We start from the raw sequence: 20,933 nt of genomic DNA on the forward strand, positions 1-20,933 counted from the left end.
ATGGATCATTATGGCTTCTTCTCTGCCCCTGGTATTCGACGCACCCAAGCGCGGCATGCCGCCGCGACACCTCGCCGACCTCGATTCCGAGCAGCGACGTGAGGCGGTGCGGGAGCTGGGTCTGCCGGCGTTTCGCGCCGACCAACTCGCTCGCCAGTACTACGGGCGTCTCGAGGCGGACCCGGCCAAGATGACCGACCTGCCCGCCACGGTGCGGGACACGGTGGGCACGGCCCTGTTCCCCCCTCTGCTCACCGCGGTCAAGCACATCGCCTGCGACAAGGGCGAGACCCGCAAGACGCTGTGGCGCGCCCACGACGGCACACTCCTCGAAAGTGTGCTGATGCGCTACCCCGACCGCGCGACACTCTGCATCTCGAGCCAGGCCGGATGCGGGATGGCGTGCCCCTTCTGCGCGACCGGCCAGGGCGGTCTCGACCGCAATCTGACGACCGCGGAGATCGTCGACCAGGTGCGTGCGGCCGCGGCCGCGCTTCGCGACGGTGACGTAGCCGGCGGGCCGGGGCGACTGTCCAACGTCGTGTTCATGGGCATGGGCGAACCGCTCGCGAACTACAAGCGGGTCGTCGCTGCGGTCCGTCGTATCACCTCGCCGGCACCCGACGGTCTCGGTTTGTCCCAGCGTTCGGTCACTGTCTCGACGGTCGGCTTGGCGCCCGCGATCCGCAAGCTCGCCGACGAGGGGCTGAGCGTGACACTCGCCGTGTCGCTGCACACCCCCGACGACGAACTGCGCGACACCCTCGTACCCGTGAACAACCGCTGGTCGGTGAAGGAGGTGCTCGACGCCGCGCGCTACTACGCCGACAAGACCGGGCGCCGGGTTTCCATCGAGTACGCGTTGATCCGCGATGTGAACGATCAGCCGTGGCGTGCCGACCTGCTGGGCAAGAAGCTGCACAAGGCACTCGGCGCGCTGGTGCACGTCAATCTGATTCCGCTCAACCCGACGCCGGGTAGCGAGTGGGACGCAAGCCCCAAGCACGTCGAACGCGAGTTCGTGCGGCGCGTACAGGCCCAGGGCGTCTCCTGCACGGTGCGTGACACCCGCGGCCAGGAAATTGCCGCGGCGTGTGGCCAGCTCGCCGCCGAAGGCTGAGAACGGGGCTGCCGACGGCCGGTACCGGGATCGTGTAGCGGGCGCGAATCCACCGCTCCCGTACGATCGGCCGCATGCACAGGTCACCGGGGGGTTTCCGATGGTAGATGTCCGTGGTGTGGCCGGCACTCTCGCGTGCGTGGCAGCCGGAGCGTTTCTGACCAACGCCGTTCCGCATTCGGTTCGCGGTGTCACCGGCGAGCGATTCCCCACGCCGTTCGCTGATCCGCCGGGCGTAGGACTCTCGTCTCCGACCGAGAACATCGTCTGGGGTGCCGTCAACGTCGTGATCGGTGGTGCGCTGCTGCGCGGATTCACCGGGACGGCACGCGAATACGGCGCGGTGGCTGTCGGCGTGACGTCCACGGCGCTGTTCCTCGCCCGCTACTTCGGTGACGTGGCGACCCGGTCCACCTCGGACTGAGCCGGCTCAGACTGCGCGATCGTGCTTCGCCTCGCTGTCCCCGGCGCCGAAGTACGCTGCCTCGAGACGATCCCGGTCGGCCAGCAGTTCCGCCGCGCTGCCCTCGAGGACGACGCGGCCGTGCCCGAGCACGATCGCGCGGTCCGACACGGCGAGAGCGAGTTCGACGTGCTGCTCCACCAGCACGACGGCGATGTTCTCGTCGCGAGCGAGATCCCGGATGGCGGGCAGCATCTGTTCCACGACGAGCGGTGCCAGCCCGAGGCTCATCTCGTCGACCATGAGGATCCGCGGTTCCGCGAGTAGCGCCACCGCGATCGCGAGCATCTGCTGTTCACCGCCGGACAGGAGACCGACTGTGCGCGACTGCAATCGGGCCAGAGCCGGAAACCTGTCGAGAACGAATTCTTCCCGGGCACGGTCGGCTGTACTGCGGGCCAGCCGGAAGTGGTCGCGCACCGTCATGGTGGAGAAGAGTCCGCGGTCGTCGGGAACGAGTCGGATACCGCGCCGCGCCATCCGGTAGGGCCTGCGATGGTCGACCGGGGCACCGAGGGTGGTGACCGCACCGCCCATCACCGGAAGCAGTCCCGCGAGTGTCAACAGAGTCGTCGTTTTGCCCGCGCCGTTGGATCCGAGGATCGAGACGACCTCACCGGCGGAGACGGTCAGGTTCACGTCGGAGACCGCGGCGACGCCGTTGTAACCGGACGTCATGGATTCGGCGGTGAGCACCACGTCAGCCATGAGTGGTCTCCATCGGTGTGCCGAGGTACGCAGCGATCACAGCAGGATCCTTTCTCGCCTCTTCCGGTGTGCCCGAGAAGATCACCTTCCCGAACTCCATGACGTAGATGCGGTCGCACACACCGAGAATGAGCGACATGTCGTGGTCGATGAGCAGCACTCCCGGACCGCCGCGCGCCACGGCACGGATACGCTCGGCGAAGTCGAGGCTCTCCTGGCTGTCGAGGCCCGCGGCGGGCTCGTCGAGCAGCAGCAGGCGGCAGTTCCCGACGAGTGCACGTGCGACGCCGACGAGTTTCTGTTGTCCGAGGGTGAGATCGCGCGCCGTGGTCTCCCCGAGATCGCCGAGGCCTACCGCATGCAGCGTCGAGGCCACGAGTTCGTCCGTGCCGGTCTTCCGTCGGCCGAACAGATCGCGCCACAGCGTCGCCGGTCCGCCGGGACGCAGGGCGGCAACGACATTCTGCGCGACGGTGAGGTTGCCGAAAAGCTCACCGGATTGCCATGTGCGGGACAGTCCGGCGCGTCGGCGCAGATGCGGAGCACGTCCGTCGAGCCGTGTGTCGCCGAGTGTGATCTCGCCGGAGTACTCGGTGAAGCCCGTGACTGCGTCGACGAACGTGGTCTTGCCGGCACCGTTCGGCCCGATCAGTCCGACGATCTCCCCGGAGCCGACCGTCAGCGACACGTCGTCGTTGGCGACGACGCCTCCGTAGGCCACGGTCACGTTACGCGCGGACAGCCGCGCCGGTTTCTCATCCGGCATCACTCACCGCAACCTTTCTGTCGTCGGCGTTCGGGGCGGAGTCGATCCCGGGTGGGGCCGGTGGTCGCGATCGGCGGGAGCGGACCAGATCGGCGATCCGGGATGCTTCTCCCGCCACCCCGACGGGATTGACGATCGCGGTGGCGATCAGCGCCAGTCCGGAGATCAGGGCGTAGTAGTCACCGAAATCGAACACGTTGTGCAGCAACACGTAGACGATCCCCAGTGGCCCGATCACGCCGGCGATCATCGCGCCGCCGACCGAGGTGATGCCGCCCAGGTACGCGACCGCAAGCACCTGCAATCCCACGAAGACCGTGAAGGACTCTGCCGACAGCTGGCCTGCGCTGTACCCGATGAGGCACCCGGCGACACCGGCGATGAAGGCGGAGAGACCGAACCCGACGAGCTTGGTCAGCCGCACGTTGATGCCGCTCGCGGCGGCGGCGCGCTCATTGGCGCGTACTGCCAGAAACGTCCGGCCCGTGTCGCCGGATGCGAGCCGGATGAATCCCCAGACGACCAGGGCTGCGACGACCAGGACGGTGAGGGAGAACGACAGACGCGCGATGTCGCTGCCCTCGCGCACACCGAGATTCAGTCCGAACAGCGTGGGGTTGGCGATGGGATTTCCCGACGGAGGGGTCAGGCTGTAGTTGTTGAAGACGAACCGCTCGATGGCCAGGGCGGCCGCGATGGTGACGATCGCGAGTTGCGCGCCCCGGATTCTGAAGGCGGGCAGCGCGACCAGCATTCCCAGCCCCGCCGCGACGAGCGAGCAGAACACCAGTGCTACCGGGAACGGTAGACCCCAGCCGGTGGTCACCTTCGACAGCATGAATCCTGCCGCTCCGGCGAATGCCGCCTGCGCCAACGAGATCTGGCCGAGGTAACCGGTGATCACCACGTACGACAGGGCCAGGAGCATCAGGATGATCGAATAGGTCAACCCGAAACGGTACGTGCCGGAGGTGACCGCCAGCAGGACCCCGGTCGCGACGACCACGACGGCGGCGGGGATCGGCCGGAAGCGCGGAATCCGCACATCGGGCAGTTTGACCGTCTGGAGCGAACCGCGGGACGGTATCCGTCCGCCGAACGCGAAGAGGATCACGATGATCACGAGGAACGGCACAACCTGGTCGACGCCGGATTGCGCCCACACCGGCCACCAGTTCTCACCGGTGAGCAGGTTGAGCACCGATTGCAATGCTCCCAGGGCGAGCGAGGCGATCACGATCGTCGCGACGGACTCCATCCGGGCGACGAGGAGCACCGCGAGAGCGGGCACCACGAGCAGCGAGTAATTGAGAGGATTCAACCCGGTCAAGCTCGCGCCCAGGACGACACCCATCGTGCTGACGAACGACGCCATCACCATCGCGAGTGCGGCGAGGCGGTCCGCCGAGAATCCCATGAGCGTCGCGCCCCGCTCGTTCTCGGCGGCCGCCCGGGTAGCCGCACCGGCCCGCGTGAAGCGGAAGTATGCCCAGATCAGTGCGGAGAGCGCCACCATAATCCCCGCCATCACCAACTCGGCGGACGAGACGGTGGTGCCGAAGACGTCGAGGGAGCCGTCCGGGACGATCGCCTCGATCGGAATGTTGTTCGGGCCGAACCGAAGCACCACCAGCGCCTGGATGGTGAGCATCAGTGCGACCGAGACGACCACCTGCGCGAGTGCCGGTGCGCGCCGGACGGGCCGGAACACCAGGTAGTGCGTGAGAAGGCCGAGGAGCAGTGCCATGAGCAGCCCGATGGCCAGCGCCACCGGGGTGGACGGTTTCTCGTCGAACTCCAGGCTTCCGATCGGCAGAACCAGTGTTCCGTCGCGGCGCAACTGCGCGAAGACGTACGCGCCCCACATCGCGGTCGCGCCCTGGGCGAAGTTGATGATGCCGGTCGACCGGTAGACGAGCAGGAGGCCGCCCGACAGCCCGATGTACACCGCTGCGAGGCCGAACCCCAGGACGATGAACTGCAGGTAGGTGCTCATGGTGTACTCCGGCGCGTCTCGGTCGTCATGTCTCGGTCGTCATGTCTCGGTCGTCATGTCGTGATCGTCAGGACGCGGGCATCAGTGACGGATCGAGGTCGATGTATCCGTTCTCGTCCACCGAGCGGAGAGTCCCGTCCTCCTGCACCTCGAAGAAGATGGCCTGCGCGTTGCAGGTGGTGGCGACCCCGGGCCATTGCTGCCCGTCGCACGTCACCGTGGGTCCTGCGAACGACGGGAAGTCCTTCACTGCCTTGAACGCGTCCGTGACCGTGCCCGCGGTGATCTCTCCGCCGTGGTCGGACAGGATCTGGGCGATGTTGACGATCGCGGCGAACGTGTAGATCGACCGCGACGACAGTTCGTTCCCGTAACCGACCGCGTCCATCGCGTCGGCGAAGATGTCGAGTTGTTCCTGCACCTCGGCGGGCGCCGACTCCTTGGCCAGCGGCACCCACAACCGCGGCTGTGTGACGATACCGGCGGCGTCGGTCCCCATCTCGTCGATGAACTGGGAACATGACCCCGCGAGGATGGTGTCCTCGTAGCCTTGCCGGCGCAAGGCCTGGAACAGGCTGGTGCAGCCGTCTTCCGGTAGAGCGATCACACCGGCCATGTCGGGGTTGTCCGCAAGCTGTGTCGCGGCAACGACATTCAGATTCGCGCCCGATGCCGGGGGGTACTGCACGCTGACATCGATCCCCATCCCGTCGGCAATCGGCATGATCAGATCGTCGACGTAGGCATGGGAGGTGGGGGATTCGTTGACCGCGAGCGACGCTGTCGTCTTCCCCATGGTGTCGAGCGCCGACATGCTGGCGAGCGCCGCGAACGACACCGGGCCGGTGAAGTAGAACGCCTGCCCGTATTCGGCGGCATCGGCGACGAACGATCCGGCGAGCGTTCCGATGATGGGGATGCCCGCCGAACCGAGGATCGGTACCGCGGCCCCCATGCTCTGATCCACCGCGTCGATCACGAGCGGCACATTCTTCGAGACGAAGCCGTTGGCACAGTTGATGGACGTTTCGGGACTGCCGTCACCACCGCACACATCCACTTCGAGTGGACGGCCGTTGATGCCTCCGAGCACCTCGTTCACGTAGTGGACGCCGGCTTCGAGCCCGTAGGCGGTCTGCGGGTACGCGGTTGCACCTTTGATGGGTGCCTGCGCGCCGATGACGATGGGGGCGCCGGTGGGTGCGGCGGCGTCTCCGGACGCGTCGCCGCCGCTCGATCCGCACGCCGACACGGTGAGTGCGGCCACTGCTGCGATCGCACCGATATGGAGCTTCTTCATGGGTGTGCCACTTTCTCGAATCAGTCGCGGGAAGTGAGAGATCGGGCGGCGAGTGTGTGTTCGGGTAGGTACGGCACCAGGCCGGGTTCGGGCTGCACCTCGAACGAGCGCAACGCGGTCGCCAGCATCGCGTAACACCCGACCGTGAACACGATGTCCATCAGTTGCTGCTCCCCGAACTCGCCGGAGAGCACACCCCACGTCTCGCCGGACACCGCGCCCTCACCGATCAGTTCGTCGGTGGCCGCCAACAGTGCGCGGTCGATGTCGGACCAGCCCGGCGCTGCGGGACCTTCGGCGATGCGGGTGATCTCGTCGGCCGTGATGCCGGCACGATCCGCGAGGATGACGTGCTGGGCCCATTCGTAGTCGGAGTGGCGGAGTGTGGCGACTCGGAGAACCATCAGTTCCCGCTGCCGGATCGACAGCGTGGACTGCGCCAGCAAATGCCGGTTGAAGCTCAGAAACGCCATTGCCAGCGACGGGTGGCGGGCCAGCGTGCCGAGCAGATTGGTTCCCGGTTGCCGGTCTTCTTCGGGCGCGCTGCTCGCGACGGCCGAACGGAACCCGGTGACGTACGCTGCGATCTCCTCCGTCCAATCCTCTTGGGGGGCAGGAGAAATCCGGACCATCGTGCTCGGTGTCCTTTCTTCGGGAAGATGAGTGCTCGGCAGAGCCCGATCAGGTATTGCGTCCGCCGTTGACGCCGATGACCTGGCCGGTGATGTAGCCGGCCTCCTCGCGGACGAGGAACGCGCAGGTCGCGGCAATGTCCTCGGGCTGCCCGATCCGCCCGACCGGCGTCTTCGCGGTTTGCTGATCGAGGTCGACGAATCCCTTCTCGACCGTTCGGCGCAACATGGGTGTGTCGATGAAGCCGGGCGGAATCGTGTTGACGGTGACACCGTGCTTGCCGAATTCCAGGGCCAGCACCTTGGTCAGTCCGACGACACCCGACTTGGCGGACACGTAGCCCGCAAGACCGGGGGAGCCGCTGTGGAAACTCGAGGACGAGATGTTGACGATGCGGCCCCAGCCTTCCTCTAGCATGTCGGGAAGCACGGCCTGGCAGCAGTCGAATGTGCCGGTGAGGTTGACCGCCAGGGACTTCTGCCACAACTCCGCGGTGATGTCGAGGAAAGGAGAGTCGAGGGAGAGCCCGGCGTTGTTCACGAGAATGGTGGGCCGGCCCAGATTGGAGCGCACCTCCGCGACACCGGCGTCGATGTTCGCTCGGTCGGTGACATCGACCTGCACACCGAGTGCTTTTCCTCCGGCCTCGACGATCGTGTCGGCCGTGGCGGCTGCAGCGTCGCCGTCGAGATCGAAAATTGCCACCATGTTCCCGTCGGACGCGAGACGCAGGCCGATGGCCCGGCCGATACCGGAACCTCCGCCGGTCACTATCGCGATGCGGTCGCTCATTTGATCGGCTCCCTTCCGGCGATGGTCGAGCGGTGCATCACGCGCGGCTGCGACCGGTCGAAGGCGCACGCCCGGTGCAGCAGGCCGTGGTTGTCCCAGACCACCAGGTCACCGACCGACCAGGTGTGTCGATACACCCGATCCGGAGTCGTTGCCCGTCGTTCGAGATCCTCGAGCAACGCCCGCCCCTCATCGAAGTCCATCCCCACGATGTGCGATGCGAATGCACCGATCACGAGCGAGCGCCGTCCCGAATCGTGTTCCCAGACCAAGGGGTGCTCCCTCGGAGTCCGCGACGACCACTCGTCCAGCTGTTCCTGTGTCGGATTCGGATACGACCGGCGCTGGATGGCTTCGAAGGTGTAGACGGCGTGAAGACCGGCCAATCGCTCCTTCTCGTCGTCGGAGAGCGCGTCGTACGCGGCGTACGTGCTGGCGAACTCGGTCTCGCCGCCTTCGCCGGGAAGGACTCGCGCGCTCAGCATCGACGCTTTCGAGGCAACCTCGTCGGTCAGGCCGTCGATATGCCAGAAGACGTTGGCAGCGAGGTACTCCGCGTTCCCGTTGGCGGGATCGAAGCTAATTTCCATGACTTCCTCCGCGGCCGGAGGTAGATGGGGGAATGCGCGCAGGGGGCCGAGCTTGCGGCCGAACTCCACTTGCGCGTCGTCGTCGGCGTGCAGTTCGCGGAACAACAGGACGCCGTACTGCTCGAGCGCGTCCAGGCATGCTCCGGGCAGGTCCTCGTCGTGGAGCAGTCGATCGACGTCGACGTCGAGGATCTCGGCCCCGACATTCTCGCTCAGCTTTTCTATGGTGAGTGTGCGCATCCGTCATTCCTCGCTTGTGATCATGGGTTCGCGGGCAGGTTCGGATCCTGCTGTCAGCTCGGGATGTTCGGTTCCCGGACGTTGGTCAGCGGGCGGGTGTACGAAGGGTCGCTCGTGCTGCGGGACGGTGCGCCGTTGTCATGGATACCGGGCACGTCGGCGAACGGGATCTCCATCGACGGAACCATTCCCGACCACTCGATCGCGTTGGTGCGCAGAGCGATACGCCACTGGCCGTCGCGGCGTTCCAGCCGGTCGATGTACCGTCCGCCGGCAATCCAGTTGCTGTCGTCGAGGTTCCGGGCGGCGAACAGGTAGTAGGTCTCGGTGTGTGCGGTGTCGCCGTCGATATCGCACGTGTGATTCAGCAGATTGTGGTGGGTGGCCTTCTGGCCCTGCTCATGCATGGCGGTCGACCAGTCGTAGAGCTCCACCGGTCCGCCGACGAAGCTGCCCGCCGCGATGGTCGCGTCGGTGTGGAAGGCGGAGAGAAAGAGGTCGCGGTCGAAGCGATCCATGGCCCGGCTGAATCGGGTCAGCGTATCGAGGATTTCCTGGCGATCGAGAACGGCCTCGAGCTTGGCAATCCTGTCTGCGGAAAGTGATGTCACCGGCGTGGTCATGGTGCGCTCCGTTGCATTCGAGAGGAGTGGGATTCAACCGCTTCGATCGGCGACCAGATGGGTTCGCCGCGCGTCGCTCGTAGTGACGGAATTTCTCTGCCGTCGAGGTCTTTGATTCCGTAGTGCTGTGCCAGTTCGGCGGTGATGAAGGTGCCGCCCGAACGGCTCATGACTGCCGGGTCGTTCGCGAGGGCCGTGATGACCAGCCCGGGAAACTCCGGTGAGCAGCCGTTTTCCGGGCGTGTGGCCGAACCGGTTGTCAGGCCGGGTATGCCGGCGAGGTTCCGTTCCGCGCGTTCGGTGAAGGTCAAGCCCTGCCAGAGCGAGACCGACGCCACGTTGTATGGCTGCAGCTCGACTGCCATGTCCCGCGCCATGCGGTCCACCGCGGACTTGGCCGTCCCGAAGACGACGCCGTAGGTGTAGGCCACGCCGGTATAGCCGGACACCGCCACGATGAGCCCGGACCTTCGCGGAACCATCAGTTTCGCGGCGTGCCGGGCGGCCACGAAGTTCGACCGCACCCCTACATCCACCATCTCCCAGTTCGACAACGGTTTCTCCCAGAAGGGATCAGGGTCCGTCAGGTCGTCGGGAAGCGAGAACGCATTGTTGACGAGGATGTCGAGGCGGCCCTGTTCGTTGCCGACACGCTCGAAGAGGGAAGCAACCTGATCGTCGTCCGCGTGGTCCACCTGGACGGCGACGCCCCGGCCGCCACGGCGATCACACTCGGACGCGGTCTCCCCGATGGTGCCGGGGAGTGGATGCGTGCCGGGCGTATTCGTGCGGCCACTGACATAGACGGTGGCGCCCTGTTCCGCCAGTGCCAGCGCGATCCCCTTGCCGATACCGCGGCTGGCGCCGGTGACCACAGCGACCTTGCCCGACAACGCACCCATTCGAACTCCTTACCGCTGTAGCGGGTTACTTGCGTGTGGCGAGGTCGCCGGCGGCGAAGAACGCTTCGCTGTGATCTCCGGCGGCCTTGCCTGTGAACCGGTCGTCGCTGAACGGCGTGCCCATGACGCCCTGCGACCAGTCGACCGAGACGCCGTCGTCGCGGAACCAGTCGTAGAGCATCGTGCGTTCCGCGATCCGCCACTGCCCGTCGCGCTGCTCGAATCGATCGAGGTAGCGGCCGCCGAGGACGGTGTCGCGTTCTTCGGTGCCCATGTCGACGCGGTGGTAGGCGACGACATGCGTTTCGGCGAGCAACGCATCACCTGCCGGCTCGATGTGGGTCTGACCGAGCAGATGCTGTGTCACCAGAACGGCGGGCGAGCCCGGGACGACCCATGCGAAGTACTCGTCGAACGACCCCGCGAAGATGCCGAAATCCACGGTCGCGTCCGGCCAGAAGGCGGCGCGGACGGACTCACCGTCCCGGCGGTCCTCGCCGCGCGCGAGCCCGACGACGCGCGCACGCACCCGATGGTGTGCGAGAAGCACGCCGAGGTCGGGGTCTTCGCTCACTCCGCGCCGTCCTCGGACGCGTATCCGATCACGGCCTTGATCTCGAGGTAGTCGTGGAAGCCGAATTCGCCCCACTCGCGCCCGTTCCCGCTCTTCTTGTAGCCGCCGAACGGAGCACCGAAATCGAATGCGCCGTTGATGGTGATGTTGCCCGCGCGGATTCGACGCGCGACGCTGCGGGCCTGCTCGAGGTCCGCACCGGCCACGAATGCGGCGAGACCGTACTCGGTGTCGTTGGCGATGTCGACGGCGTGATCGATGCTGTCGTAGCCGAGGATCGTGAGGACCGGCCCGAAGATCTCTTCGCGTGCGATCGTCATGTCGTTCTTGACGTCCGCGAACACGGTGGGCTGCACGTAGTACCCGACGGCCAGTCCGTCCGGGCGCCCGACACCGCCGCCGACGAGAGTCGCGCCCTCGTCGATGCCCTTCTGGATCAGCGACTGGATCTTGTCGAACTGCGCCTTGGACACCACCGGCCCGATCGAGAAATCGCCCTCGGGGTCGCCCACGGTGATCTGCGACAGCGTCTGCGCCGCGATGTCGATGGCCTCTGCCATGCGTTCGCCGGGAACGAGCATGCGCGACCCGGCGCTGCAGGTCTGGCCCGAGTTGACCATCATGGTGGCGACGCCCGCTCCGACATTCGCGGCGAAGTCGGCGTCGTCGAGAATGACGTTCGGGCCCTTGCCGCCGAGTTCCTGCGTCACGCGCTTGACGCCGACCGCCGCGGCGGCGGCGATGTCGGCTCCGGCGCGCGTCGAACCGGTGAAGGACACCATGTCGATATCGGGATGGCCGGAGATGGCCCGGCCGACGCCGGCGCCGTCACCCTGGACCAGGTTGAACACGCCCGCGGGGACACCCGCTTCGTGCAGGATCTCCGCGAAGACCTGTGCGCTGAAGGGCGACTGCTCCGACGGCTTGAGCACCATGGTGCAGCCGGTGGCCAAGGCGGGGAACACCTTCACCGCGATCTGGTTGAGCGGCCAGTTCCACGGCGTGATCAGGCCGCAGACGCCGATGGGCTCTTTCGCGATGAGGGTGCCGCCACGCTGTTCCTCGAACGTGAAGTGCTCGAGTACGTCGATCGCGGTGGTCAGGTGCCCGAGTCCCAGGTTCACCTGGAAGCCACCCGCCAGCGCCTTCGGAGCGCCCATCTCCTCGGTCAGTGCGGACGCGAGATCGCCCATCCGCTGTTGGTAGAGGTCGAGGATGTTGCGGAGCACGCCCAGTCGCTGCTCGCGGCTCGTCCCGGACCAACCGGGAAAGGCGCGCCGGGCGGCTCCGACCGCTTTGTCGACGTCCGCGGCGGAGCCGAGCGCCACGATCCCCGCTACCTCCTCGGTGGCCGGGTTGACGACCTCGAAGGTCTCCGACTGCGCAGGATCGGTCCACTGCCCGTCGATATAGAACTTCCGGTACTCACGCATGTTTGCCCGATTCTCTCGTGTTGTTCGACCCGGATGTCACTGCCGGACTCCGGAAAGGCGCTGTCACTGCTGACCTTCGGCGTACCAGGTACGGAACTCGTCGTAGCTGGGCATTTCCTCCGAGTTGGCCTTGGGGTCGACGGCGACGTGGATGACGCCCGGCTTGCCGCTGGCGTAGGCGCGTTTGATCGCGGGCGCGATGTCTTCGTCGCGCTCGACGTACTCGCCGTAGCATCCGAACCCTTCGGCGACCTTGTCGAAGCGGGTGTCCTTGCTCCAATGGACGCCGGTTTCGAGCGATCCCTGACCGTAGGTGCGCTTGTAGACACCGACTTCCAGGCCCCATGCGTAGTCGACCGCGACGACGCAGACCAGCGGGAGACCGAGGCGCGCAGCCGTTTCCAGTTCGGCGATGTGGAACTGGAACGACGAGTCGCCGGTGATGAGCATCATCGGCCGCTTGCCTCCGGCGGCGACCCCCGCACCCACGGCGTAGGGGAGACCCGTGCCGAGATGGCCGAAGTTCTGGTTCCACATCACGTCGTGCGGCTTCGCCTGTGAGTACGTCCAGCCGAAGATGGTGGTGGCGCCGCCGTCACGGACCATGATGCCGTCTTCCGGGAACGCCTTGGTGGCCTCGACGATCAGGCGGGCCGGGTGCACGGGGGACATGCCGGACGGTGCCGTCTCCGCGAGCTCCGCCAGCTGATCGGCGTCCTGCTTGATCCATCCCTCGAGTTCAGGCGACGGGGTCCTCGGGGTGTCCTTCAGCGCGTCGACGAGCTGGGGCACGATCGCTCGCAGGTCGCCGACCAGCGGAACATCGATCGGACGGTTCACTCCGATGGCCGAGGGGTCCTGTTCGACGAGGATCCAATGACGGTTCGCTTCATTCGCGACCCAGTGCCGTCCGCGACCGAAGTGCACCGGCTCACCGAGTTCGGTGCCGATGGCCAGGCACAGGTCGGACTTGACGACCGCGTCGATCGCGGCGGCAGAGAAGCCGTACGGGAAGGTCCGGTCCTCGAGTCCTTCGATGTAGGAGGTGCCGCCGGAGGTCTGGATCACCGGGCAGGCCATCAGGTCTGCGAGTGCCTTCACCGACGCGCCCGCGCGTGAGGTGTGGACACCGTGACCGACGAGGAGAACGGGTTGCTGTGCAGCACCGATCAATTCGGCAGCCTTGGCGACGAGGTCCGCGCCGGCGGTCTGCCCGACGAGGCGGTAGGCCTCGGGCGGGAGGACCGGAGGAACGTCGAGTTCTTCCTGGATGACGTGCTGCGGGTACTCGATGTACACGGGACCGGGGGTGCCGGAGAGGGCTTTGCGCAGACCCTCGCGGATGATCTCGTCCGTCTGCTCGGCGTATTCGATGCTCGCGCTGTACTTCACGGAGTTCTCGACCAGTGCCATCTGCTGCACGAACTGGATGCGTCCGCGCCGGACACGCTGCTCGGTGATCCGCGCCCGCTGCCCGCCGAGGAAGATGACGGGGGAGTTCTCGACCTTGGCGCACATGATGGCGCCGGCGAGGTTCGCGAGTCCCGGCCCGAGCGTGCCGATGCACAACGCGGCCTTGCCCGTCATACGGGAGACGGCTTCGGCCATGAAGCCGGCGGACTCTTCGTGGTGGGGCGCAACGACGTTCCAGCCGCGCTCCTCCGCGAGATGGAACAGATGAACGAAGTTCGGATCGGGAATGCCGAACAGGGTGTTGATGCCCTCGGCTTCGAAGAGATCCAAAATGCGCTCGTAAACCTTAACCGACATGCGTACTGCCCTCCATGGCTATCGCAAAGCTTTTGGTGATGTGGTCGACGTGACCGGAGACGGCCGGCAGAATCCACGGATCGTCCGTGTTCCGGATGGCGTCGATGTTGTCCGCGACCTCGTCGATCGACCAGGACGGCCGGTACACGCCGGGGGTTTCGGCGACGAACACCTTCGCCACCCGTCCGGCGATCGCGGCGAACATTTCGCCGGTGACCGAGCAGGACTCGTGGGCGAGCCACCCGACGACCGGTGCGGCGAGTTCCGGTCCCATCGGGGGGTACGACGAGGTGTCGAGCCCGTCGGCGAGCCTCGTCAGGGCCGCCGGGATGATGACGTTGGACTTCACGCCGTGCTCCGCGCCTTCGATCGCGGCCACGTTGGACAGCCCGATCATCCCGGCTTTCGACGCCGCGTAGTTGGCGACGTTCGCGTTGCCGTAGATGCCGCCGATCGACGAGGTCAGCACGATCCGTCCGTATCCGGCTTCGCACATGAGGGGGAATGCCGGACGGACGACGTGGAACGCCCCGCGCAGGTGAACGTCGAGGACCGCGTCGAAGTCCTCGTACGACATCTCCGACAGCGACGCGTAGCGATTGTTACCCGCGTTGTGGACGAGGATGTCGATACGCCCGTAGTTGTCCAGGGCTGCCTGGACGATCGCCCGGCCGCCTTCGGCAGTCGCGACGGATTCGGTACAGGCGACGGCCTCGCCACCGGCCGCCCGGATCTCCCGGACCACTTCCTCGGCGGGACCGGAGTCCACATTGTCTCCGCTGATGGCGGCGCCCGGGTCGTCGACGACGACCTTGGCACCCAGGGATGCGAGCAGGAGCGCATAGTCGCGCCCCAACCCGCGGCCGGCGCCGGTGATCACGGCGACGCGGCCGTCGAACCGCAGGTCAGACATCGGACACTCCTCGCGCCGTCGCGATGTGGGGGTGGGGTGCACGTGTCATTTCTCGAGCACCAGGCCCTCCAGTTTCCCTGTGCTACGCCAGTTTTCGAGGAGCTCCGTGAGTTCGTAGAAGCCGCCCCAGAAGGGATCGCCGAGGAACGAACGGCCGCTCGGCTCACCTTCGCTGTTGTAGTAGCCGGGAGTGCATTCCGTCGTGAAGGTGCTGTTGTCCACCGAGTACGTCCGGACGGTCTGGATCCAGTCCTCCTCCGCCTCGGCCGTGGGCTCGACGACGGTGGCGCCGCGGGTCTGCGCTTCCTTGATGATGTAGGCGATGTGGTCGGCCTGCTGCTCGAACATGAGGGTGGTCGACGCGGTGACACCGCCCTGGACGAATCCGGTCGCGAAGTGGTTCGGGAACCCGTGCGCCATGATGCCGTGCAGGGTGCGGAAACCCTTACCCCAGTGGTCGTAGAGGGAAGTGCCTTCGCGGCCTGCGAACGGCGCGATGTCGAATTGGCGCTCGAGCGCAGTGGTGATCTCGAAACCGCTGGCGAACACGATGCAGTCGAACTCGTGCTCGACACCGTCGACGATGATGCCCTTCTCGGTGATCCGTTCGACACCCTTCGTCCCGGAGACGTCGACGAGGGTGACGTTCGGGCGGTTGAAGGTCGGAAGGTACTCGTCGTTGAAGACCGGGCGCTTGCACATGTTGCGGTAGTACGGCTTCAGCTTTTCCGCCGTCTCGGGATCCTCGACGATCTCGTCGACCCGGCGACGGAGGCGCTCCATCGACCGGTAGTCCTCGATTTCCTTCAGTTCCATGAACTTCGCCGGATCCGCCAGCGCGGCCCAGCCGTTGGTCTCGTTGAGCTTGGCCGCCATGTTGCGGGCCACCTCGGTCCAGCCGTCGCAGATGAGGTCGGGCTCGCCCGGGTTGTAGAACGCGAACGCGGCGTTGTGGAAGTTGCGCTGCCGAGCCGCGCGCCAGCCCGGCTCGAGGCTTTCCACCCACTCCGGATCGGTCGGGTAGTTGGCGCGCTCGAAGATGTACGACGGTGTCCGCTGGAAGACGGTCAGGTGCTTCGCACCCTGCGCCAGATGCGGGATCGCCTGGACGCCACTCGAACCCGTGCCGATGATGGCGATCTTCTTGTCGGCGATCTTGTCGAGCCCGCCGTGCAGGTCGCCACCGGTGTAGTCGTAATCCCAGCGGGCTGTGTGGAAGGTGTGGCCCTTGAAGTCGGTGATCCCGGGGATGCCCGGAAGCTTCGGGCGGTTGTAGGGGCCTTGTGCCATCACGACGAAGCGAGCGCGGATCTCGTCGCCCCGGTTCGTGCGGATCTGCCAGCGATCGATCTCGTCGTCCCACTCCAGGGAGCGGATCAGCGTATGGAAGATCGCGTTGTCGTACAGGCCGAAGTGCTTACCGATGCGCTGGGCGTGTTCGAAGCATTCGTCGCCCTTCGAGTACTTCTCCTTCGGCATGTAGCCGGTTTCCTCGAGCAGGGGGAGATAGCAATAGGCATCCGAGTCGATCTGGATGCCGGGGTAGCGATTCCAGTACCAGACACCACCGAAGTCGCCGCCCAGTTCGACGATGCGGAAGTCGGTGACGCCGGCCTGCTGAAGACGATGTGCCGCGATGAGACCGCAGAACCCACCACCGAGGATGACCACCTCGATGTCGTCGGTGATCGGTTGCCGTGGCACGACCGGCATGTGGGGATCGCCCTCGTAGAACTCCGCGAACTCGTTGTCGGCTTCGAGGTATTGTTTCTGGCCCTCGGGGCGAAGTCGCTTGTCGCGCTCGGCGAGGTACTTCTCTCTGAGGGCGGGGATGTCGACGTCGGGTGTCTGGGTGGGGGCGCAGTTCTGCATGCGGAGATCCTCGGGCTAGGGGGGAGTCGGGTCAGGCGAGGTCGCGCGGAGCGCCCGTACCCATGTAGGTGGCGAGATTGTGATGGAGATTGACGACGCTGCGTTCGCGGTACGGATTCGGCTTGGGGCCGGAGAACCCGCGGGTCTTCATGCCCTTTTGAACAGCGGCCATGTTGTGGAAGTCCTGGGGAAGCACCGTGCGCCAGCCCGGGTCGTCCGCCGGCGTGTACTCCCATTCCGTCTTCGGCTCCTCACCGGCGGGGAAGAGTTCGTACACAGCGGCTTCGAAGATGCACTTGTCTGGGTCGTCGCCGTAGGGACGGGCGCTGTAGCAGAGCATGTTGTTGAGGGCATGCCCGATCTGGAAGTTCGGGAAGATCTGCCACGCGGTACCGCTCTGGGCGACCACTTCGGGCGGAACGGTCGGCCACACCACGCCGCGTGCCTCGTCGTCGCGGCGGGCCGAATCGAGCCAGTGGCGCAGCACCTGATCGGGAGGCGTGCCCTCGGGCAGCTCGTCGAGCAGCCGCTGTGCGGCGTCGACCAGAGTCCGGGTGGTGTTGGTGTTCGCGTTCTCCCACGTGAAGTTCTGCAGCTGGATGGTGGCCTTGCGCGCGTCCGGACCGTTTCCGACCCGGAGTTTCGCCTGGTTCTCCTCCATGCCCTTCGGCGCGTCGTAACCGATGTTGCTGTGCTTGCCCTGTGCTCGCGACCACCCCAGGAAGTTGCCGAAGTTCATGAACTCCGGGTGGGTGTACGGCACGTGGTAGGTCTCCATGAAGGCTTCGAGTGCGACCTTCCAGTTGCAATCGAAGACCAGCCACTTGCGCCAGCGGTACCGCATGTTCTCGAGCTGGAAGTGGTCGAGCAGGGAAGCCGCCGGCTCGAGGTAGTCCCGCAGGGGCTCGGCCTCCGGGTCCATGTTGATCCAGATCCAGCCACCCCAGGTGTCGACCTTGACGTCCACGAGGCGGGAACGCTCCGCCGTCAGGCTTTCCTGCCAGTCGTCCCGCTCCGGCGCAAAAGTGTTGTTGCCGTCGAGGTCGTAGCGCCATCCGTGGAAACCGCACACGAACTGCTTCGCGCACCCGTGTGCTTCGCGGGCACCGGCCGGGGTGTCGACGAGCCGGCGGCCCCGGTGCGAACAGACGTTGTGATACGCGCGGATCGTCTCGGGGGAAGTACGCACGACGATGATCGAGTCGTCGAGAATCTCGTAGGTGAGGAAGTCCCCGACCTTGGTGAGTTCCTCGACGCGGCCGACCTGTTGCCACACCTTCGCCCAGAGCTTGTCGCCCTCGGCGCGTGCGTATTCGCGGGAGGTGTATGCCTCCACACCGATCGTGAGCGGGGTCGAAAGCGGTTCGGTGGTCGCGGTAGCGGTGTCTTCGATGTTGTCGACGGTGTCGGTCATGGGGATCTCCTCTGAAACCGTGCTGTGTCAGCGGGTGATGGCGGCGCGGAAGGTGTCGTCCTTGAGGAACAGCGAGGTGTGGTCGGCGCCCATGTGGGTCCACTTGAGGTTCAGTCCGCCGTCCACGAGGATCGTCTGCCCCGTGATGTAGCTCGACAGGTCGGACAACAGGAAGAGAATCGCCCCTGCCTGCTCCTCGGGTCTGCCGCGCCGGCCCATGGCGATGGCACGACGGTCGCGCTCGACGTCGTCGTCGACGTAGGTTCCGGAGGCCGGGGTCGCGGTGACCCCGGGCGCGATGGCGTTCACACGGATGTTGTCCGTGGCGAGTTCGACAGCCATCGTGCGTGTTGCCGCAACGAGTGCGGCCTTGGCAGTGCCGTATCCGATGTGGAACGGCGCGGTGTTCATGCCACTGATCGACGAGATGGAGACGATCGATCCGGGCAGGGACTGCGACTTCAGTTCGGCCGCCACCGCCTGGCTCATGAAGAACATCGTCTCGACGTTCTGAGTGAACAGGGCTCGCCAATCCTCCCGCGTGACGCGAGTCGACGGCATCCACGTCGCCGGCGCCGCGCCACCGGCGACGTTGACCAGTCCGTACAGCTCGCCATCCGTCCGGCGAGCGGCCTCCAGGGCGGTGGCGATCCCCTCGTCCGTGGACGCGTCCGCCGCGACCGGAACCACTGAAAGCCCTTCGGCCGCCATAGGTTCGATGTGTTTACCGAGGTTCTCCGGGGAGCGGCTCACCGCGACGACCGTCGCGCCGGCCTGGGCGACCATTCTGGTCACCGACGTGCCGATGCCGCCGCCCGCAGCCCCGGACACGATGACAGTGCGTCCGCTGAGATCGAGGAAATTGTTGTTCACCGGGGTACTCACCTCTGCTCACGGATCGCGAGGATGCTGCCTTCGGCGTCGGCGGAGACGTACAGCGTTCCGTCGGGGCCTGCGGCGATTCCGGCGAACGGTCCCTGCGGGCCTGCGAACGGGATGATCCCCTTGAGCGGCTTGGGGGTGACACCTTCGGGCGCGCCGACCGGCAGGTGCCGGGCGATGATCTGCTGAGCCTTGGTGTCCAGGTCCACACTGATCAACTGCTTCGACCCGGCGTCGACGATGTAGAGCTTTCCGTCGCGCACGAGGATCCCCTGCGGTCGTTCGAGACCGTCGACGAGCGTGTCGACGCCACCGCTCGTGACGGAGACGACGCGACCCGCCCCGGCTTCGGAGACGAGAAGAGTTCCACCCGCGGTGAATGCCACGCCCGTCGGATCCTGAAGTCCCGAGGCCAGTACTTCCGACTGTCCGGACCGGACGGAGTGCACCTTGCCGGTGCCGAGGTCCGCGACCGCCACGGTTCCGTTCCCGGAGACCGCGACGCCGTAGGCCTGGGAGAGTCCGTCGAAGAGCAACTCGCTCTCGGCGGTGGAGGGACGGTAGCGGGAGACGTGAGTGTCGCCGGCGACGATGAAGTCGCCGTCCCCGACGGCCGTGACGCCGCGGATGTAACCGGGCCAGCCGGGGTGGAAGAGCATTCCTGCCGTGTGCAGTTCGCCGTCCGAGCCGAGCGCGAGCAGGAAGGTTCCGTCGGCGACGAAGAGGGTTCCGTCTGGGCCCACCGTCAGATCCAACGGCCAGGTCAGCCCGTCGGCGAGGGCCGTTTTCGTCTCGCCGCCCCCGAGCACCTCGGTGATCTGCCCGGTGAAGCTCGACACGAACAGGCGGTCGCCGACGAAGGTGAGATTGTCCAGGCCCGAACCGATGTCGGCGATGACGGTGCTCTCACCGTTGCGGGGGTCGATGCGCAGCACCTGTCCCGATGCCACCTGGGGAGAGATGATGTAGCCCTCGGAATCGAACTTCAGCGCGACCGGCACGCCGAGGTCGCCGGCGACACGTTCCGGTTCGCCGCCATCGGGATCGATCCGCCAGATGTCGTTGGTGCCGAGCATGGGGTAGTACAGCTTTCCGTCCGGCCCGACTTCGAGGGCGTTGGGGAGCTGGAGGCCCTCCGCGAGGATCTTGGGTGCACCGCCGTTGAGGTCGATCTCCATGAGGCGGCCGTCGGGGCGGCATTCGTCGACGAACAGCCGGCCCTGGTGGAACGTGATGCCGTTCGCGCCGGGAAGGTCGTCGCGCAGCAGGCGGGTGCTTCCGTCCTTGCCTCGCACGCTGACCCGGCCGTCGTAGTACTCGGTGATGTAGAGCTCGCCGTCCGGGTGGAAGGCCAGGTCGTCGGGCGCGGTGATGTCGCTGCCCATGGCGCTGATGGTTTCGAGTTCCCCGGTTCCGGGGTCGAAGGCGCTGATCTGGCTCCCGGCCACCTGCGCAACATAGATGCGGCCGTCTGCACCAGCACGGATGCCGTTCGCGCCGAACAGCCTGCTGGGCGGGGTGAGCCGTTCGAGGCTCCATCCTTCCGCGAGGCTTGTCGATGTACCTGTGTAGCGCGACCCTTGCGTCAAGGTGGGTCCCCTCCTGTAAGAGAACGCAGTTCTGCGTATGACGAGAACATGGTTCTGCCGTTATGGGCGCGAGAGTGGCCGTACTGCGAGGCGTATGCGGAGAATCCGTGTAAAAAGTAGTGACCTAAGCCACTCCCGGCTGCGTTTCGCAGTTAACCACGAACGCAACAGCGTTACAAGTATTGTTATCCTTACAATGATAGGCCGGTGCGCCTGCACTCTGACGAGAACTACATTCTCGTCTGATCGGTACGGAGATCCGAGGAGTCGGGACCCCTGCCGACTCGGGGGCCGGTCACACGCGAAACGGCCGGGCACGGCGTCGAAACGCGGTGCTCGGCCGTTCGGTGGCG

General features: G+C 66.1%; 19 protein-coding genes. 2 read left to right on the forward strand and 17 right to left on the reverse strand.

From position 1 onward, the window contains the following. Positions 1-10 precede the first annotated feature (10 nt). Positions 11-1,120, forward strand: a complete 1,110-nt coding sequence (gene rlmN, locus ACLQ3J_RS00950; protein WP_072698613.1) for a 23S rRNA (adenine(2503)-C(2))-methyltransferase RlmN — start codon at positions 11-13, stop codon at positions 1,118-1,120. Between the two features lie 100 nt (positions 1,121-1,220). Continuing rightward, positions 1,221-1,544 (forward strand): hypothetical protein, encoded by a 324-nt coding sequence (locus tag ACLQ3J_RS00955; protein ID WP_425901925.1) that lies wholly within the window; start codon positions 1,221-1,223, stop codon positions 1,542-1,544. Between the two features lie 6 nt (positions 1,545-1,550). Here the strand turns inward: ACLQ3J_RS00955 and ACLQ3J_RS00960 are convergent, their stop codons facing one another. The 17 genes from ACLQ3J_RS00960 to ACLQ3J_RS01040 all read right to left on the reverse strand — a co-directional run bounded on the left by ACLQ3J_RS00960 (position 1,551) and on the right by ACLQ3J_RS01040 (position 20,580). Beyond that, on the reverse strand, positions 1,551-2,291 hold the full coding sequence (locus tag ACLQ3J_RS00960; RefSeq protein ID WP_425901926.1) for an ABC transporter ATP-binding protein: 741 nt from the start codon (positions 2,289-2,291) through the stop codon (positions 1,551-1,553). After that, positions 2,284-3,057, reverse strand: a complete 774-nt coding sequence (locus ACLQ3J_RS00965) for an ABC transporter ATP-binding protein (protein ID WP_072698611.1) — start codon at positions 3,055-3,057, stop codon at positions 2,284-2,286. Before ACLQ3J_RS00965 ends, ACLQ3J_RS00960 begins: the two co-directional genes overlap by 8 nt. Then, a complete protein-coding gene (locus ACLQ3J_RS00970) occupies positions 3,047-5,053 on the reverse strand; it encodes an ABC transporter permease (RefSeq protein ID WP_425901928.1) in 2,007 nt (668 codons plus the stop codon). Before ACLQ3J_RS00970 ends, ACLQ3J_RS00965 begins: the two co-directional genes overlap by 11 nt. Positions 5,054-5,120: 67 nt before the next feature. Then, a complete protein-coding gene (locus ACLQ3J_RS00975) occupies positions 5,121-6,353 on the reverse strand; it encodes an ABC transporter substrate-binding protein (protein ID WP_072698609.1) in 1,233 nt (410 codons plus the stop codon). Positions 6,354-6,373: 20 nt separating this feature from the next. Then, a complete protein-coding gene (locus tag ACLQ3J_RS00980) occupies positions 6,374-6,985 on the reverse strand; it encodes a carboxymuconolactone decarboxylase family protein (RefSeq protein ID WP_072698608.1) in 612 nt (203 codons plus the stop codon). Positions 6,986-7,034: 49 nt separating this feature from the next. Next, positions 7,035-7,778: an SDR family NAD(P)-dependent oxidoreductase gene (locus ACLQ3J_RS00985; protein ID WP_072698607.1), complete on the reverse strand. Its 744-nt coding sequence runs from the start codon at positions 7,776-7,778 to the stop codon at positions 7,035-7,037. Continuing rightward, the gene (locus tag ACLQ3J_RS00990) at positions 7,775-8,608 is read right to left on the reverse strand and encodes a TauD/TfdA dioxygenase family protein (protein ID WP_072698606.1); all 834 of its coding nucleotides are present in this window, start codon (positions 8,606-8,608) and stop codon (positions 7,775-7,777) included. Before ACLQ3J_RS00990 ends, ACLQ3J_RS00985 begins: the two co-directional genes overlap by 4 nt. Before the next feature lie 53 nt (positions 8,609-8,661). Beyond that, positions 8,662-9,231 carry a nuclear transport factor 2 family protein gene (locus ACLQ3J_RS00995; protein ID WP_072698605.1) on the reverse strand — a complete coding sequence of 190 codons (570 nt, stop codon included), beginning with the start codon at positions 9,229-9,231 and terminating at the stop codon, positions 8,662-8,664. Then, the gene (locus ACLQ3J_RS01000; protein ID WP_072698604.1) at positions 9,228-10,133 is read right to left on the reverse strand and encodes an SDR family NAD(P)-dependent oxidoreductase; all 906 of its coding nucleotides are present in this window, start codon (positions 10,131-10,133) and stop codon (positions 9,228-9,230) included. Before ACLQ3J_RS01000 ends, ACLQ3J_RS00995 begins: the two co-directional genes overlap by 4 nt. Before the next feature lie 25 nt (positions 10,134-10,158). Further along, entirely contained in the window at positions 10,159-10,707 is a 549-nt protein-coding gene (locus ACLQ3J_RS01005) for a nuclear transport factor 2 family protein (protein ID WP_425901930.1), read from the reverse strand. After that, on the reverse strand, positions 10,704-12,140 hold the full coding sequence (locus tag ACLQ3J_RS01010; protein WP_425901931.1) for an aldehyde dehydrogenase family protein: 1,437 nt from the start codon (positions 12,138-12,140) through the stop codon (positions 10,704-10,706). Before ACLQ3J_RS01010 ends, ACLQ3J_RS01005 begins: the two co-directional genes overlap by 4 nt. A gap of 63 nt (positions 12,141-12,203) precedes the next feature. Further along, positions 12,204-13,910, reverse strand: coding sequence for a thiamine pyrophosphate-binding protein (locus tag ACLQ3J_RS01015; protein ID WP_072698602.1), 1,707 nt, complete (start codon positions 13,908-13,910; stop codon positions 12,204-12,206). Continuing rightward, positions 13,900-14,823, reverse strand: coding sequence for an SDR family NAD(P)-dependent oxidoreductase (locus ACLQ3J_RS01020; protein ID WP_072698601.1), 924 nt, complete (start codon positions 14,821-14,823; stop codon positions 13,900-13,902). The genes ACLQ3J_RS01015 and ACLQ3J_RS01020 overlap by 11 nt, the downstream gene beginning before the upstream one ends. A gap of 45 nt (positions 14,824-14,868) precedes the next feature. After that, positions 14,869-16,695: a flavin-containing monooxygenase gene (locus ACLQ3J_RS01025; RefSeq protein ID WP_072698600.1), complete on the reverse strand. Its 1,827-nt coding sequence runs from the start codon at positions 16,693-16,695 to the stop codon at positions 14,869-14,871. A gap of 31 nt (positions 16,696-16,726) precedes the next feature. Next, positions 16,727-18,109, reverse strand: coding sequence for an aromatic ring-hydroxylating oxygenase subunit alpha (locus ACLQ3J_RS01030; RefSeq protein ID WP_425901934.1), 1,383 nt, complete (start codon positions 18,107-18,109; stop codon positions 16,727-16,729). A gap of 27 nt (positions 18,110-18,136) precedes the next feature. Then, positions 18,137-18,982: an SDR family NAD(P)-dependent oxidoreductase gene (locus ACLQ3J_RS01035; protein WP_425901935.1), complete on the reverse strand. Its 846-nt coding sequence runs from the start codon at positions 18,980-18,982 to the stop codon at positions 18,137-18,139. Between the two features lie 8 nt (positions 18,983-18,990). Beyond that, positions 18,991-20,580 carry an SMP-30/gluconolactonase/LRE family protein gene (locus ACLQ3J_RS01040; RefSeq protein WP_425901936.1) on the reverse strand — a complete coding sequence of 530 codons (1,590 nt, stop codon included), beginning with the start codon at positions 20,578-20,580 and terminating at the stop codon, positions 18,991-18,993. Positions 20,581-20,933 lie beyond the last annotated feature (353 nt).

The sequence above is a fragment of the Rhodococcus sp. DT1 genome (assembly GCF_049844875.1).
Lineage (GTDB): Bacteria > Actinomycetota > Actinomycetes > Mycobacteriales > Mycobacteriaceae > Rhodococcus.

Excerpts from the sequence above, each read along its gene's own strand:
- ACLQ3J_RS01025 (WP_072698600.1), bottom strand. The coding sequence starts at position 16,695 with ATGCAGAACTGCGCCCCCACCCAGACACCCGACGTCGACATCCCCGCC.
- ACLQ3J_RS01030 (WP_425901934.1), bottom strand. The coding sequence starts at position 18,109 with ATGACCGACACCGTCGACAACATCGAAGACACCGCTACCGCGACCACC.
- ACLQ3J_RS01010 (WP_425901931.1), bottom strand. The coding sequence starts at position 12,140 with ATGCGTGAGTACCGGAAGTTCTATATCGACGGGCAGTGGACCGATCCT.
- ACLQ3J_RS00975 (WP_072698609.1), bottom strand. The coding sequence starts at position 6,353 with ATGAAGAAGCTCCATATCGGTGCGATCGCAGCAGTGGCCGCACTCACC.
- ACLQ3J_RS00970 (WP_425901928.1), bottom strand. The coding sequence starts at position 5,053 with ATGAGCACCTACCTGCAGTTCATCGTCCTGGGGTTCGGCCTCGCAGCG.
- ACLQ3J_RS00955 (WP_425901925.1), top strand. The coding sequence starts at position 1,221 with ATGGTAGATGTCCGTGGTGTGGCCGGCACTCTCGCGTGCGTGGCAGCC.
- ACLQ3J_RS00965 (WP_072698611.1), bottom strand. The coding sequence starts at position 3,057 with ATGCCGGATGAGAAACCGGCGCGGCTGTCCGCGCGTAACGTGACCGTG.
- ACLQ3J_RS00985 (WP_072698607.1), bottom strand. The coding sequence starts at position 7,778 with ATGAGCGACCGCATCGCGATAGTGACCGGCGGAGGTTCCGGTATCGGC.
- ACLQ3J_RS00995 (WP_072698605.1), bottom strand. The coding sequence starts at position 9,231 with ATGACCACGCCGGTGACATCACTTTCCGCAGACAGGATTGCCAAGCTC.
- ACLQ3J_RS01020 (WP_072698601.1), bottom strand. The coding sequence starts at position 14,823 with ATGTCTGACCTGCGGTTCGACGGCCGCGTCGCCGTGATCACCGGCGCC.
- ACLQ3J_RS00990 (WP_072698606.1), bottom strand. The coding sequence starts at position 8,608 with ATGCGCACACTCACCATAGAAAAGCTGAGCGAGAATGTCGGGGCCGAG.
- ACLQ3J_RS00980 (WP_072698608.1), bottom strand. The coding sequence starts at position 6,985 with ATGGTCCGGATTTCTCCTGCCCCCCAAGAGGATTGGACGGAGGAGATC.
- ACLQ3J_RS00960 (WP_425901926.1), bottom strand. The coding sequence starts at position 2,291 with ATGGCTGACGTGGTGCTCACCGCCGAATCCATGACGTCCGGTTACAAC.
- ACLQ3J_RS01015 (WP_072698602.1), bottom strand. The coding sequence starts at position 13,910 with ATGTCGGTTAAGGTTTACGAGCGCATTTTGGATCTCTTCGAAGCCGAG.
- ACLQ3J_RS01000 (WP_072698604.1), bottom strand. The coding sequence starts at position 10,133 with ATGGGTGCGTTGTCGGGCAAGGTCGCTGTGGTCACCGGCGCCAGCCGC.
- rlmN (WP_072698613.1), top strand. The coding sequence starts at position 11 with ATGGCTTCTTCTCTGCCCCTGGTATTCGACGCACCCAAGCGCGGCATG.